Origin of the sequence: Haloarcula sp. S1AR25-4, assembly GCF_031624555.1 — an archaeon.
GTDB lineage: Archaea > Halobacteriota > Halobacteria > Halobacteriales > Haloarculaceae > Haloarcula > Haloarcula pellucida.
Genome location: NZ_JAMQOR010000003.1, coordinates 206,012 through 220,243, shown reverse-complemented (window position 1 = coordinate 220,243; position 14,232 = coordinate 206,012). Strand labels below are relative to the sequence as shown.

Below are 14,232 nucleotides of genomic sequence, written 5' to 3'. Positions count from 1 at the left end.
GGACCCCCGTGGCGACGACAGACGACGGCTACCTCCGCTTTTTTCCCTACGAGGAGCCGTACGACCACCAGCGCGAGGCGATGGCCACCATCTACGACGCCTTAGACGACGGTCGAGACGTCCTCTTCGAGGGGGCCTGTGGCACCGGCAAGACGCTGGCCTCGCTCGTCCCGGCGCTGGAACACGCCCGCGAGACGAACAAGACGGTGGTCATCACGACGAACGTCCACCAGCAGATGCGCCAGTTCGTCGAGGACGCCCGCGCCATCACCGACCACGAGGACCTTCGCGCGGTCGTCTTCCGCGGCAAGGGGTCGATGTGTCACATCGACGTCGACTACGAGGAGTGTCAGGCGCTGCGGGACACCACCCGCGAACTGGTCGACGTCGAGGGCGACATCGCCGACCTCGAACGGCGCGAGGGGGAACTGCTCGAAGCGGGCCAGTCGGGCGACGGCGAGGCCATGGAGGCCCGTAGCGCCGTCGTCGAGGAGTTACGCGACCTGCAGGAGCAGCGCGACGAACTGGAGTCCGAACGGTCGACCTGTGATCACTACTACCGGAACCTGACCGTCGACACCACCGAGTTCTACGCGTGGCTCTACGACGACGTGCGCACGCCCGACGACGTGTACGAGTACGCCGAACAGCAGGGGCTGTGCGGCTACGAACTACTGAAAGAGGGGATGGACGGCGTCGATTTGGTGGTGTGTAACTATCACCACCTGCTAGACCCCACCATCCGTGAGCAGTTCTTCCGGTGGCTCGGACGGGAGCCAGAAGACGTCGTCGCCGTCTTCGACGAGGCCCACAACGTCGAGTCGGCGGCCCGCGACCACGCCCGGCGTACCCTCACCGAGAACACGCTCGACCAAGCGCTGGACGAACTGGCCGAGTCCGAAGACGCCCGGGCCGACGGTGCCGCGAACGTGCTCGAAACGTTCCGCGACGCACTGGTCGAGACCTACGAGGACGCCTTCGGCTTCGGCGACCGGGAGGCCGTCGACGAGCACTGGGACGACGTCACCGTCGCCAACGACGACAAGAAAGACGACCTCACCCTCTCGTTCTTCCGGGGGTACACCGGGCCCGGCTTCCACGAGGAGGTCGACCAAGCGCTGGACCTCGGGCGCGAACTCGACGCTACCTACGAGGAGCAGTTCAAGGAGGGCGAACTCGACACCCGCAAGGAGTGTCAGACCCTGCAGGCGGCCGCCTTCCTCTCGGCCTGGCTGGCCGAATCCGACGAGGCCGGCCAGTACCCCGTCGTGAGCGTCCGCCGGGACGAGAGTACCGACGAGGTGTACGGCCGGGCGGAACTGTACACCTGCATCCCCGAACAGGTGACCCGGGACCTGTTCGACGACCTGCACGCGGCCGTGTTGATGAGCGCGACGCTGCGCCCGTTCGACGTCACCGAAGACGTCGTCGGCCTCTCGGACCCGGTGACGATGGCCTACGGCGCGCAGTTCCCCGAGGAGCGCCGGCGGACCTACGCCGTCGACGGGCCCGCCCTGTTCTCTAGCGAGCGGGACAACCCCGAGACCCAGCAGACCATCGCCCGGACGCTGGAGGACGTCATCCGGTTCACGCCGGGGAACACCCTCGTGTTCTGTCCGTCCTATAGCGAGGCCCAGCGCTACCACGACATGGTCGCCGTCAGCGGCACCCGCTATCTGGACGAACCCGGCACGCAGGCGCGTGACCTCCGCGAGGCGTTCACCGACGACGACGGTGCCGTCCTCTTCACCTCGCTGTGGGGCACTCTCGCGGAGGGCGTGAGCTACGACGGCGACGACGCCCGCACCGTCGTCGTCCTCGGGGTTCCGTACCCCCATCTGGACGACCGGATGGAGGCTGTGCAGGACGCCTACGCGACGGCGTTCGGCGACGAGGACACCGAGGAGGCCGGGTGGCGCTACGCCGTCGAGATCCCGACGGTCCGCAAGACCAGACAGGCGCTCGGTCGGGTGGTCCGCTCGCCCGAGGACTTCGGCGCGCGAGTCTTGCTCGATAAGCGCTACACGGAACACGCCGAGATGGACATGCGCGACTACGCGGTTCGGGGGACGTTTCCACCCGAGGAACGCCGGGAGATGGTCGACATCGGCCCGGAGAAACTGAAGTTCGCGCTGTTGAACTTCTATCAGGACTTGGGCGCCTACGACGGGCCGCCGCCGAAGCCATAGCGAGGTTCCGAACGAAGGGAGGAACCTCGAAGCGACGCGGTGAGCGGAGCGAACCGCGGAGCAATAGCGAGAGGCGCGAACGTCCTCAGAGAGAACGGTCAGAAAAGTTAATATGTCGATGCCGAGACGGTATCTACGTGATGCGCCCTCCACAGTCCTCCCTCCGCAGTAGCCTTACAACCGCCGTCGCCCTCGCTATCGCGGCCGTCTCCTGGGCCGCGGCGACGGCCCGCACAGCGACGTCGTTGGCGTGGACGATACTCCGCGGGGCAACAGCACGACTGCAGTCGAGCGCACGAACCGGGCTCCGCGAGAGTCATCGCGTCCTCGCCGGCCCACTCCGGCGGGCGGTCACTGGCCCGGTTCGAGACGCACTACTCGGTCGTCGGTTGGACATCTCACTGCTGATAGGCCTGCTCACGGTCCCGCTGGCTCTCGGGTCGGTGTGGTGGGTCGACGCGAACGTCGGCTACGATGCGCTCGTCGAACTGGTGTCGGGGACGTGGGACGGGACGAGCCCCGAACTCGGCGTCTTCCTCGCCGCCGCCGTACTCGTCGGTCTCGGTGCCGTCAGCGCGGGGCTGAACTCCGGGCTCCTCCCGACGAGCGGACTGGTCATCGCGCCAATCTTCGGCGCGGCGCTGACGCGCTACGGCACCAGCGTCCCGACGTACGGCGGCGGAACGACCGTCGTCTCGCTGCCCGAGGCCGTCGCGTATGCCGCGTACGTCGGCGTCGCGTTCGGCGTCCCCATCGCGCTCTGTGGCTTCCTCCTCGGTGCCGGACTCCGCCGTGTCGGGGTCGTTCTCACCGACACCGCCGGCCCGTCCCGACCGACCGAGCAAGCCTGACGAGCGGCGTCGGCGGACCCCTGCGGAACACTCGTCCGGGTCCAAACCGGATAGTTTGAAACCCCCGCTGTGCTATCCCCGGCCAATGCTAGTCGCCTTCGACTTCGACGGGACGCTTTCGGACTCCGAGATGACGGTCCTGCTGGGCAATCAGAACGGTACCGCCGAGGACATGGCGTCGATCACCGAACGAGCGATGAACGACGAAATCGAGTACGCCGAGAGCCTGCGCCAGCGCTGTGCCCTGCTCGAAGACCTGCCCGACGAACAGGCACAGGCGGCCTTCGAGCAGGTCGAACTGCGGCCCGGCGCCGCCGAGGTCATCGAAGCACTTCGAGAAGCGGGCCACTACGTCGTCATCCTCACTGGCGGATTCGAGCGCGGCGTCGAGGCCGCACTCGCAAAGGCGGGCGTCGAGGTCGACGCCATCGTCGCCAACCGCCTCCCTGTCGCTGACGGGAAGAGCGAGGCGGGAACCGCCTCGGAAGACACGAGCGGGCAGCGCCCGCGAGTGCTCACCGGCACCGTCGAGGGCCCGCTCATCGAGGGGACGAAAGACGACGCGCTGGAGGTCGCGACGGCCATCACCGGCGAGGACCGCGCGGAGACGGTCGCCGTCGGCGACGGCGCCAACGACCTGCCGATGCTGGAGGTGGCAGGGCTGGCCGTCGGCTTCGAGCCGAAACCGGCCGTCGCGCCGTCGTGTGACGTGACCGTCTCGACGATGGACGAACTGTACGACCTCTTCGAACAGAAAGAGATGCTGTAGTCGGGCTACTCGGTCGCCTGCGCGATGGCCTGGTCGAGGTCGGCAATGATGTCGTCGACCGACTCGGTCCCGACCGAGAGCCGCACCATGTCGTCGGTGACGCCGGCGGCGGCCTTCTCGTCGTCGGTGAGTTGCTGGTGGGTGGTCGATGCCGGGTGGATGACCAGCGTCTTCGCGTCGCCGACGTTGGCCAGCAGGCTGGCTATCTCGGTGGACTCGACGGTGGTGCGGGCGGCGTCGTACCCCTCCGCCAGCCCGAACGTAATCATGCCGCCGTAGCCGCCGTCGAGGTACTTCGTCGCCGTCTCGTGCGTCTCGTGGTCCTCCAGTCCAGGGTAGGTGACCCACGACACCTCGGGGTGGTCGTCTAAGAACTCCGCGACGGCCATCGCGTTCTCGCAGTGGCGGTCCATCCGGGTCGGGAGCGTTTCGAGGCCCTGCATGGTCTGCCACGCGTCGAAGGGGGACTGCTGGCAGCCCAAATCGCGCAGCCCGCGGGCGATAGCGGCGTAGGTGAAGGCGGCGTCGCCGAACCGCTCGCGGAAGTTGACGCCGTGGTACGCGGGGTTGTCGCCGGCGATTTCGGGGTACTTCTCCTCGTACTCGTCCCACGGGAACGAGCCCCCGTCGACGAGGACGCCGCCGACGGTGGTGCCGTGGCCGTGAATCCACTTCGTCGTGGAGTTCCAGACGAGGTCCGCGCCGTGTTCGAGCGGGTTGCACAGGTACGGCGTCGCGAAGGTGTTGTCGACGAAGAGGGGGACACCGTTGTCGTGGGCGATCTCGGCGAGTCGCTCGAAGTCCGGGGTGACCAGCGCGGGGTTGCCGATGGTCTCACAGTGGACGTAGGCCGTGTTCTCGTCGATGGCCTCCTCGTAGGCGTCGTAGTCCAGCGTGTCGACGAAGCGGGTCTCAACGCCGTTTCGCGGCGCGGTGTGGGTGTAGTAAGTGTAGGTCCCGCCGTACAGGGAAGAGGCGGTGACGACGTTGTCGCCCACGTCGGCCAGCAGGAAGGTGGCGAGGTTCAGCGACGCCATCCCCGAGGCGGTGGCGACGGCCCCGACCCCGCCTTCGAGTGCGGCCAGCCGCTCCTGTAACATCCCGACGGTGGGGTTCATCAGTCGGGAGTAGATGTGTCCCGGTTTCTCCAGTGCGAACTGGGCGGCGGCGTCCTCGGCGTCCTCGAAGACGTAGGAGGTGGTCTGGTAGATGGGCGGTGCGCGAGCCCGGGCCTCGGCGTCCGGTTGTTCCTGTCCGACGTGGAGCGCGTCCGTCTCGAATCCGCGGTCGTCGTCACTCATACATCGGAGTAGTCACGGGCGACCCCCTTAATTCCCGTCTACCGCGGCGAGAGAGCCCCCGAATCCGAGATAGCGGCGATTTTGGGCGACCGTCACGAACCGGTTCGCCCGCCGAACGACCCTGCCTGATCAAAGAGTTATGAGTCAGTAGGCCGTTCGTCCGCTATGACACGGACCCGGGAGACGACGGTCCTTCTGGTCTCGCCGCCGTCGTGGCCGGGTCTCGTCACAGCGTTCGACGGGGACCCGTCGGTGACGGTCAGCGACGTCGACAGCGTCGAGGCGGCCCTGACGACCCACGGCGACGCGGTCGACTGCGTCGTCTGCACCGCGGACCTGCCCGGTGGAGGGTGGCAGGACCTGCTGGCGTCGGTCGAGGAGACGCCGTTCGTCCTCGTGGCCCTCGACGGAAGCGAGGGGCTGGCCGCCGACGCCGTCGCCGCCGGTGCCGACCGCTACGTCCCGGCCGACGACCCCAAGACCGCGAGCGCGGAGGCGGCCAGTGCCGTCGACGCCCTCCTCGACGCGACCGGACCAGCGGGCCACCACGAGAAGCTCGTCGAGTACTCCACCGACGTCATCGCCACCTACGACCGGGACGGCCGACTGAGCTACGTCAGCGAATCCGTCGCCGACACCCTGGGGTACGAACCCGAGGAGATGCTGGGCGCAAACCCACTCGAGAAGGTCCATCCCGACGACCGCGGGCGCATCGTGGACTTTTTCGGGAGGTTACAGGAGCAACCGAACGAGACCCGGCGGGCGACCTACCGGTTCGAGACCGCCGACGGGAGCTACCGGACCCTAGAGTCCATCGGCCGCAACCGGTTCGACGACCCCGCACTGGAGGCCATCGTCATCAACTCCCGTGACGTGACCGAACGCGAGGAGCGCAAAGCCGAACTCGAACTCCGGGAGTCCATCATCGAGGTGGCACCTATCGGCCTCCACGTCCTCGACGAAGAGGGGGTCTTTCTGTGGGTCAACGACGCCTTCGCCGACGTCGTCGGACGGGACGCCGAGGCCATCGTGGGAACGGAGTATCTTCGGCTCATCGAGGCGGGAACGATTCCACCGGACATCGGGCCGTGGTACGACGAGTCGGTCCGGCGGCTCCTCTCCTCGAAGACGGACGTGGAGACGGCCCGCCGGGACGCGGTGCCGGTCACCGACGCCGACGGCGAGACGCGGCTGTTCGACGTGCATCTGTCCCTGCTCCCGCTCGACGACGGGGAGTTTGCCGGCACCGTCGCCGCGTTCCGCGAGGTGACCGAGCGAAAGGAGTACGAGGCCGAACTAGAGCGGCGCAACGAGCGGCTCACCGAGTTCGCCAGCGTGCTGAGCCACGACCTGCGGAACCCGCTGTCGGTCGCCACCGGCCGGCTCGAACTGGCTCAGGACCGTCTGGGCACGGACAGCGACCTCACCGCCGCCCAGACCGCCCTCGACCGCATCGACGCGCTCGTCGAGAACATGTTGACGCTGGCCCGGGAGGGCCGCGTGCTCGGGGAGCTGACCGAGGTGGACCTGAGCCAGGTCGCCAGGGCCGCTTGGTTGACGACCGAGACGCGGGCGGCGACGGTCGAGATCGCACCCGAGGTGGGGACCACCGAGGCCGACGAGACCCGTCTCCGCCAGCTGTTCGAGAACCTCTACCGCAACAGCGTCGAACACGGCGGGACGGATGTTACCGTCACCGTCGGGTCGCTTCCGGACGGGTTCTACGTCGCCGACGACGGGTCGGGCATCCCGGACGACGGCGAGGGAGACCTGCTGCCGGGTGAGGACGGCGGGTTCGGCCTCGGCATCGTCCGGGCCATCGCGACGGCCCACGGGTGGGACATGGACGTGACCGCGAGCGAGGCCGAGGGCGCCCGTTTCGAGTTCACCGGCGTCGGGAGCGAGTGAGGCCGCCGACGCTCACTGTTGCAGTGACCCCGCGTACGACTGGGCGCGGGCGACGACCGTCGCCGGGTCGAACCGGACGAGGCCGTAGCCGTCGCCGTCGAGTCCGCGGAACCGCTCGTCCCACGCCCCCCGGTCCGGGCCGAGGTACTTCGTCAGGAGTCGGTCGGCGCGGTCGGCGTCGAACGGTTCGAGCGTCGCCGTCCCGCGCATCCCGACGTGTTCGACGCGCCCCGACTTCGGGTCGAAGTCCACGACGGCGAGGGCGGACTCGGGGAACTGTCGGAGACGGTCGGGATAGGACCGCCCGTCCTCCATGGCGATGAGCCACACCTGCTCGCCGTCCCAGTGGAACCACAGGGGCGAGACCCGGGGGCCCGACTCCGAGGATTGGGCGAGGAAACAGAACAGAGGCCGAGCGAGGAACTCGCCCAGCGAGGCGTCGAGGGTGTTCTCGACGATGTCCATGCCAGCGCGTCGACCGCCTGCGGGAAATAGGTTGGAGTGGAAACCGAGGGCTAACTGGTGCGTATCTGGATAGTGCGTGGCGGTCGGCCGGGAGTGAGGCGCGACAGGTGTCGCGCCCGAGCGACCCGGGGAAGGGCAGGCCCGCGACGGAGCATCCCGGCCCGCCTCGGCGACCGGTTTCACGCGAATCGCGGGTAGCGCGGTCACGTGCGACCGCGAAGACGAACGCCGAGGCCGTGAGTCAGCGATTCGTAGCGTGTTCGCCCCACGGTCGGGAGAGACGGCGACGCCGTCTCTCGAACCGCCCATCGGAAGTCTTCGACTGCTGCGGACGCGTGACCCGGGTGACGAAGGTGGTTAGGCGAACTTCCGCACCGTCATGTCCAGCGTATCGAGGTCCAGAATGGGGGCGAAGCCGGCGTCGGGGTCGATGTTGACGGACTTCTGGAAGTCGGTCTGTGCCTGCCAGCACCCCGAGTTCAGCGCGAGGACGTTGTGGTACTTCCCCCAGCCGAGTTTGTGGACGTGGCCGGTGTGGAACACGTCGGGCACCTCTTCGATGACGAGGTAGTCGCGGTCCTCCGGCGCCAGTCGGGTGTGGCCGCCGTACTGCGGGGCGACGTGGCGCTTTTTCAGCAGTTGGTACATCGCCTTGTGGGGGTCGTCGTAACTGGCCTCCTCGTCGGGGAGTTCGGCGATGACCTCGTCCAGCGAGACGCCGTGATACATCAGCACTGTGACGCCCTCCACCGTGACGAGGGCGGGGTTCGAGTGGACGGTGGCGTCGTGGGCGGTCATGATGTCCCGCAGTTCCTCGTCGAAGCCCGGTTGTGGCTCCGCGAGGCGGACGGCGTCGTGGTTGCCGGGAATCATCCGAATCTCCATGTCGCCGGGCACCTCCTTGAGATACTCCGAGAACTGCTCGTACTGCTCGTAGATGTCGATGATGTCCAGTTCCTCGTCCTGATCGGGGTAGATGCCGACGCCCTCGACCATGTCGCCGGCGATGAGGAGGTACTCGACGTGTTCCGCTTCAGCGGTATGGAGCCAGTCGGTAAAGCGATGCCAGGCGTCGGCCATGAACTCCTGACTGCCGACGTGGACGTCGGAGATGAGCGCCGCCTGCACGTGGCGGTCGGCCGTCGACGGCGAGTGGGTCCGTGGCACGTCGGGGAAGTGCAGGGAGTCGACGAAGAGGATGCCCGAGTCGTCGGCGAGCGTTCCGTCGACGGCGATGACCTCGTCTAAGAGGAGTTGCTGGACCAAATCGGCGATGGGGCGGTCCTTCATCACGAGACAGGGGAAGGTCCCGTTCGTGTCTTCGAGTTCGACCAGCCAGTGGCCGCTGGCCGTCGAGCGGATGTCCGAGACCATCCCGATGAGTGCGGCCTCGCTACCACCGGCCATGTTCTCGATGGCGTCGGTCGGTCGGTGGTTCACGCGACCACGGAGTTTGCTCGCGAGTTTCTCGTAGCGGTCACGGAACACCGACACGAAGTCGCTGTACTCGCCGGTCCCGGTGGAGTTACCGGTCATGTCGTTTGCGACCTCGATGGCCCGTTTCGAGAGGTCGACGTCGCGAGACCCCTTCGTTTCGTGTGGAACGTCCCCACCCGCGTCGGGCGACACCCCGGAGTCTGTTCCAGTCGAAACAGAGGGGTCTCGGGTCGCGGTCTCCCCGTTCTCCTGTTCGGCGGCCCGCTGACTGCCGGCGGTCGCGTCGGCTCTCGATTCTGCCCGGTCGAGCACGGCTTCGACGTGCCCAGCTGTGAGCTTCAGCGCGTCGTCGGGCATCGTTTCGACTGCGCGGTCGAGTGCGCGTTCCGGGTCCGGTGCGTCGGCCAGTTTCGTTACGGCCTCGCGTTCGGCATTGTAGCCGCGGCTGGCGAGTTCGCTGACGATACGGGCCGGCGTCGAGAGCGGCACGTTCTCTACTCCGCGTCGGCGGGCAAAAACGTAGCGGACCGGCAGAGGACGTGGTGACACAAAGTTGATACCGTGGTGCTGACAAGCCGAGGTACGGATGGAACCCGACGTGTCGGCAGAGGACGACGACCGCAGTGCCGCCGTCGGTTCGGACGGCGACGTAGACGACGAGGACGTGCCGGTCTCGGTGTACGTTCGCGACATCGCTACGAGTGTCGGCGCCGTCGTGTTGGTGGGCCTGTTGCTGTTCGCCGTCAGCGGCGTCTGGCCCCCGTTGGTCGCCATCGAAAGTGGCAGTATGACACCGAACATCGACACCGGAGACATGGTGCTCATCATGGAGGAAGACCGGTTCCCCGGACCCGACGCCCGACACGGTGTCGTTACCGCCGAGACCGGAGCCGAGTCGAACTACGTGATGTTCCGCGAACCCGGCGACGTCATCGTCTTCGAACCCAACGGCAACGAACAGCGGACGCCGGTCATCCACCGGGCGATGTTCTACGTAGAGAAAGGAGAAAACTGGTACGACCGCACCGACCCCGACGCCGTCGGGGCCGCCGATAGCTGTGCCGACCTCCGGAACTGCCCCGCCCCGCACGACGGGTTCGTGACGAAGGGCGATTTCAACGACGCCTACGATCAAGTGACCGGGACCAGCACGGTCGTCCGCGACGAGTGGGTCGTCGGCACCGCCGAACTCCGGATCCCGGGTCTCGGGTGGGTCCGGCTCCAGACGGGGACCCGGCTCGCCGGTTGATCGCCCGCTGGGATAGCCCGGACAACGGAACGTTGATTGTGCGTCTCTCGGTAGTCCCGGTAGAATGTCCGGTGACGACCGTCCGTCGGCAAGCGACGACGGTGACGAGGACGGGCCTGGTGTACTGGTGTACGTGACCGACATAGTCGGGAGCGCCGGTGCAGTCTTGCTGGTCGGCCTGTTGCTGTTCGCCGTCAGCGGCGTCTGGCCCCCGCTGGTCGCCATCGAGAGCCCGAGCATGGACCCACACATCGAGAAGGGCGACCTCGTCTTTGTCATGGAAGAGGAGCGATTCGCCGGGGCGAACGCACAGGACGGCGTCGTCACCGCCGACCGCGGCGAGGACTACGTCCGATTCAGCCGACCGGGCGACGTCATCGTCTACGCACCCGACGGGAACAATCAGACGACGCCCATCATCCACCGGGCGATGCTGCACGTCGAGGAGGGGGAGAACTGGTACGACCGCGCGGACCCGGCGGCCGTCGGGGTCGCGGATAACTGCCGCCAACTCACCAACTGCCCGGCGCCCCACGACGGCTTCATCACGAAGGGCGACAACAACGCCCGCTACGATCAGGTGGGGTCGAGTCCAATCAGCGACCCGGTCAGGCCCGCCTGGGTCGTCGGCACGGCCGAGTGGCGCGTACCGTTGCTCGGCGAGATTCGACTCGGCTGGAACCAGGCCGCACGCGTCTCGGCAGCCGAAACGTCGGTCGACGCGGAGAACACTACTGTCGCCGTCGCGTAGTCACGCGGGCGCACACTCAGTTGTCGAACCGCGCTTGGACGAACGGCTGGACGTCGTCGATGTCGCCGAGTCGCGAGTCAGAGAGGAGGACTGCTTCGGTCTCTTCGGTCGGTACCGACAGGGAGATCTCCTTCGTCCGGCCGTACCGGCCCTTCGAGACGACGACGGCGTTGACGATGCCCAGCATGTCCAGTTCGGAGATGAGGTCCGTGACACGGCGCTGGGTCAACACGTCGGCGTCGATCTCCTCGCAGAGGTTCTTGTAGATGTTGAACACCTCGCCGGTGTTGATGTTGCGGACGCCGTTTTTCTCTAACAGGATGATGGCAAAGAGGACGATCTTCGACTGGGTCGGGAGCGTCCTGACGACCTCGACGACCCGGTCGAGTTCGATCTTCTCTTGGGCCTGTCGGACGTGGTCTTCCTCGACCTGATCGGTCTGGTCGCGTTCGGCGAGTTCCCCGGCGGTCCGGAGGAGGTCCAGTGCGCGGCGGGCGTCCCCGTGTTCCTGTGCGGCGAAGGCCGCACACAGCGGGATGACGTCGTCGGAGAGCGCACTCCCCTTGAACGCCACGTCAGCCCGCGCCTGCAGGATGTCCCGCAGTTGGTTGGCGTCGTACGGCGGGAAGACGATCTCCTCTTCGCCGAGGCTGGACTTGACGCGGGGGTCGAGAAAGTCGGTGAACTTCAGGTCGTTCGAGATGCCCATGATGGACACGCGGGAGTTCTCCAGTTCGGAGTTCATCCGCGAGAGGTTGTACAGCGTGTCGTCGCCGGACTTCTCGACGAGTTTGTCGATTTCGTCCAGCATGATGACGACCACGCGCTCGTGGTAGTCGACGGCGTCGAAAAAGGACGAATACACCCGGTCGGTCGGCCACCCGGTCATCGGCACTTCCTCGAAGTCGTCTTTGTCGGCTTCGAGGGCGTCGATTTCGCTTTCGAGCGCGTCGACGCTTTCGAACTCCGTCGCTTCGAGTTCGGTGGCGTCCTCGCGTGCGCGAGACAACACGTCTTCGAGCGTCTCGATGCGGTCGTCGATGACGTCGGCGTTCTTGTTGATGAACTTGTTCGCGAGCTGTGCGAGGACGCGGTACTGGGTGTCGGTCACCTCGCAGTTGATGTACTCGACTTCACAGGGGACCTCGTACTTCTGTGAGGTCGTCTCCAATTCCTCGCTGACGAACTTCGCGCTGGCCGTCTTCCCGGTCCCCGTTTTCCCGTAGATGAGAATGTTCGACGGTGTGTCCCCACGGAGAGCGGTAACCAGAATGGTCGCCATGTTGTTTATCTGCTCTTCTCGGTGCGGGAGTTTGTGCGGCGTGTAGGACGGTCGCAGTACCTCCTTGTTCTCGAAGATGGGTTCGCCTTCGAGCAAGTCGTCGAACAGGCCGCGGGAAGCCTCGTCGGAGTCCCCGGTGCTTCCCGTATCGAGGTTGTCGAAAACGACGTCGTCCAGGTCCGGTGTCTGTGAGGACTGGGCGTCGGTCGTGTCGTCGTCGGACGAGAGTGAGTACTCCGGGTCCTCCGATGTGTCGGGCCCGGCGTCCGAGTCGTCGAGTGAATCGGTCATTGTCGAGAGCGCAACCCCTTTGTTTCGAGTGGAGAGCAACGGAGATGCCCGAAGAGCGGACGTGAGGACTGCGTCTGTGCCACCACTGACGAGTGTCGACGCTCTCGGGTGCGTCCAGTTGAACCACATGAACCCGTGGGTGATTCGATATTAAATATTTCGGTCGAATCGTGGCGGCAGATCCACCGGAAAGAGTCCCCCGGTACGGACGATGACGACCGAGTTACGGGAGTTCGTCGCTGCGCTACTGCCGAAGTAGTCGAGGGGTACGCCCTCGATACCGGAGATACTCTCGGTGAGGAGTGGGTAGCGGAGTGGCTGCACGGGAACTAGGGGGGAGGGGCGACTGACCGTGGGGCGACGAGGACCGAAGAGCGGGGACGAGTAGGAGAGTCATACCGGCGCTACAGTTCGCGAGAGTGACTAGAATCCCACAGTTCCGGTGAACCCCCCCACCCCTTCGTTTCGGGTGGAACGGCCTTCGAGAGAGGGGTGGGGGTGAACGAACGAGGGGTTGCTCTCTAGACTAGGAAAGACTTAATACATATACAGAAAAACCAAATCCGCACCCTAGAGAAGAAAACAACTAGAGGATTACAGCTGTTCTAGACTAGTGTTTCGACGCCTCTGCTCTATGAATCTGCTAGTCTAGCTCGTAGCGCACTCTTCAGTTCCGCCTGTCGAGCGCCGTCTCAGCGGCGTCCACCCCGGGTCCGTTCGCCGTTCCACCTGAAACGAAGGGGTGGGGGGCACACACCTCCCCCTCTGTTTCCCCTCCGTCCCCTTCGTCATGGTATCCCCGGCTTCGGTCGAAACGTCCGTCGGTGTGTCTCGGGATCTCGGTTCCTATCGTTCACCGCTCTATGACCCTCGTTTCGCGTGCGTCCGAAAGCGCGGGTGAGACACCGAAGGAACCTGTGAATTTGCTCAATTCGTCCGTTCCCAGGCCGCTCTCCCGTGTTTCGTCTCGACGGTGGCGGGCCTCTCCAAACACATAATTAAACTCACACTTGTCTGACGTAGCCTTAAGTGAATTCGCCTTTCTTCTACGGGCAGAAGCCGCCAAACCGGCGAGTCCGGGCGGCGGGAGGATAGGATGGGACTGTTAACAAACCTCAGAGATAGCATTTCACGGGCAGCATCGACGCTGTTCTCCGAAGAAGACCCAAAGCGTATCGGGATATACGGCCCGCCGAACGCCGGGAAGACGACGCTCGCGAACCGTATCGCACGCGACTGGACCGGCGACGCCGTCGGCCCGGAGAGCCACGTGCCACACGAGACGCGCCGCGCGCGCCGGAAGGAGAACGTCGAGATAGAACGGGACGGGAAGAAGGTGACAATCGATATCGTCGACACGCCCGGCGTGACGACGAAAGTCGACTACACCGAATTTCTGGAACACGACATGGAGAAAGACGACGCTGTGCGTCGATCTCGGGAAGCCACGGAAGGGGTCGCGGAAGCGATGCACTGGCTTCGCGAGGACGTCGACGGCGTCATCTACGTGCTCGATTCGGCGACCGACCCGTTCACGCAGGTCAACACGATGCTCATCGGCATCATCGAGAGTCAGGACCTCCCGGTGCTGATTCTCGCGAACAAGATCGACCTAGAGGAGTCGTCGGTCCAGCGGATTCGCAACGCCTACCCACAACACGAGACCATCCCGCTCTCCGCGCTGGAGGGCGACAACATGGACGAGGTCTACGACAAGATAGCGGAGTACTTCGGGTGAT

At 65.8% G+C, this 14,232-nt stretch carries 11 protein-coding genes; 7 read left to right on the top strand and 4 right to left on the bottom strand.

Annotation, left to right across the window (positions count from 1 at the left end):
- Window positions 1-8: 8 nt before the first annotated feature.
- The 3 genes from NDI85_RS14390 to NDI85_RS14380 all read left to right on the top strand — a co-directional run bounded on the left by NDI85_RS14390 (window position 9) and on the right by NDI85_RS14380 (window position 3,809).
- Entirely contained in the window at window positions 9-2,189 is a 2,181-nt protein-coding gene (locus tag NDI85_RS14390) for an ATP-dependent DNA helicase (RefSeq protein ID WP_310916184.1), read from the top strand.
- Window positions 2,190-2,329: 140 nt separating this feature from the next.
- Window positions 2,330-3,040: a hypothetical protein gene (locus NDI85_RS14385; RefSeq protein ID WP_189001779.1), complete on the top strand. Its 711-nt coding sequence runs from the start codon at window positions 2,330-2,332 to the stop codon at window positions 3,038-3,040.
- A gap of 85 nt (window positions 3,041-3,125) precedes the next feature.
- Window positions 3,126-3,809, top strand: coding sequence for an HAD-IB family phosphatase (locus NDI85_RS14380; protein WP_310916183.1), 684 nt, complete (start codon window positions 3,126-3,128; stop codon window positions 3,807-3,809).
- A gap of 5 nt (window positions 3,810-3,814) precedes the next feature.
- Here the strand turns inward: NDI85_RS14380 and NDI85_RS14375 are convergent, their stop codons facing one another.
- Complete coding sequence (locus NDI85_RS14375) at window positions 3,815-5,110, bottom strand: O-acetylhomoserine aminocarboxypropyltransferase/cysteine synthase family protein (protein ID WP_189001776.1); 1,296 nt, start codon at window positions 5,108-5,110, stop codon at window positions 3,815-3,817.
- 165 nt (window positions 5,111-5,275) lie between these two features.
- On the opposite strand from NDI85_RS14375, the gene NDI85_RS14370 reads away from it, so the two are divergent.
- Entirely contained in the window at window positions 5,276-7,018 is a 1,743-nt protein-coding gene (locus NDI85_RS14370; protein WP_310916182.1) for a PAS domain S-box protein, read from the top strand.
- A gap of 12 nt (window positions 7,019-7,030) precedes the next feature.
- Here the strand turns inward: NDI85_RS14370 and NDI85_RS14365 are convergent, their stop codons facing one another.
- Entirely contained in the window at window positions 7,031-7,483 is a 453-nt protein-coding gene (locus NDI85_RS14365) for a pyridoxamine 5'-phosphate oxidase family protein (protein ID WP_310916181.1), read from the bottom strand.
- Window positions 7,484-7,840: 357 nt separating this feature from the next.
- Window positions 7,841-9,409: a DNA-directed DNA polymerase II small subunit gene (locus NDI85_RS14360; protein WP_189001770.1), complete on the bottom strand. Its 1,569-nt coding sequence runs from the start codon at window positions 9,407-9,409 to the stop codon at window positions 7,841-7,843.
- 97 nt (window positions 9,410-9,506) lie between these two features.
- Between NDI85_RS14360 and NDI85_RS14355 the strand changes: the two genes are divergently transcribed.
- On the top strand, window positions 9,507-10,169 hold the full coding sequence (locus tag NDI85_RS14355) for a S26 family signal peptidase (RefSeq protein ID WP_310916180.1): 663 nt from the start codon (window positions 9,507-9,509) through the stop codon (window positions 10,167-10,169).
- Window positions 10,170-10,233: 64 nt separating this feature from the next.
- Window positions 10,234-10,920 carry a S26 family signal peptidase gene (locus NDI85_RS14350; protein WP_396275533.1) on the top strand — a complete coding sequence of 229 codons (687 nt, stop codon included), beginning with the start codon at window positions 10,234-10,236 and terminating at the stop codon, window positions 10,918-10,920.
- 16 nt (window positions 10,921-10,936) lie between these two features.
- Here the strand turns inward: NDI85_RS14350 and NDI85_RS14345 are convergent, their stop codons facing one another.
- Window positions 10,937-12,493, bottom strand: coding sequence for a Cdc6/Cdc18 family protein (locus NDI85_RS14345; RefSeq protein ID WP_189001764.1), 1,557 nt, complete (start codon window positions 12,491-12,493; stop codon window positions 10,937-10,939).
- A gap of 1,096 nt (window positions 12,494-13,589) precedes the next feature.
- Here NDI85_RS14345 and NDI85_RS14340 point away from each other — a divergent pair.
- Window positions 13,590-14,231: an Era-like GTP-binding protein gene (locus NDI85_RS14340; RefSeq protein WP_166967295.1), complete on the top strand. Its 642-nt coding sequence runs from the start codon at window positions 13,590-13,592 to the stop codon at window positions 14,229-14,231.
- Window position 14,232: the final 1 nt, after the last annotated feature.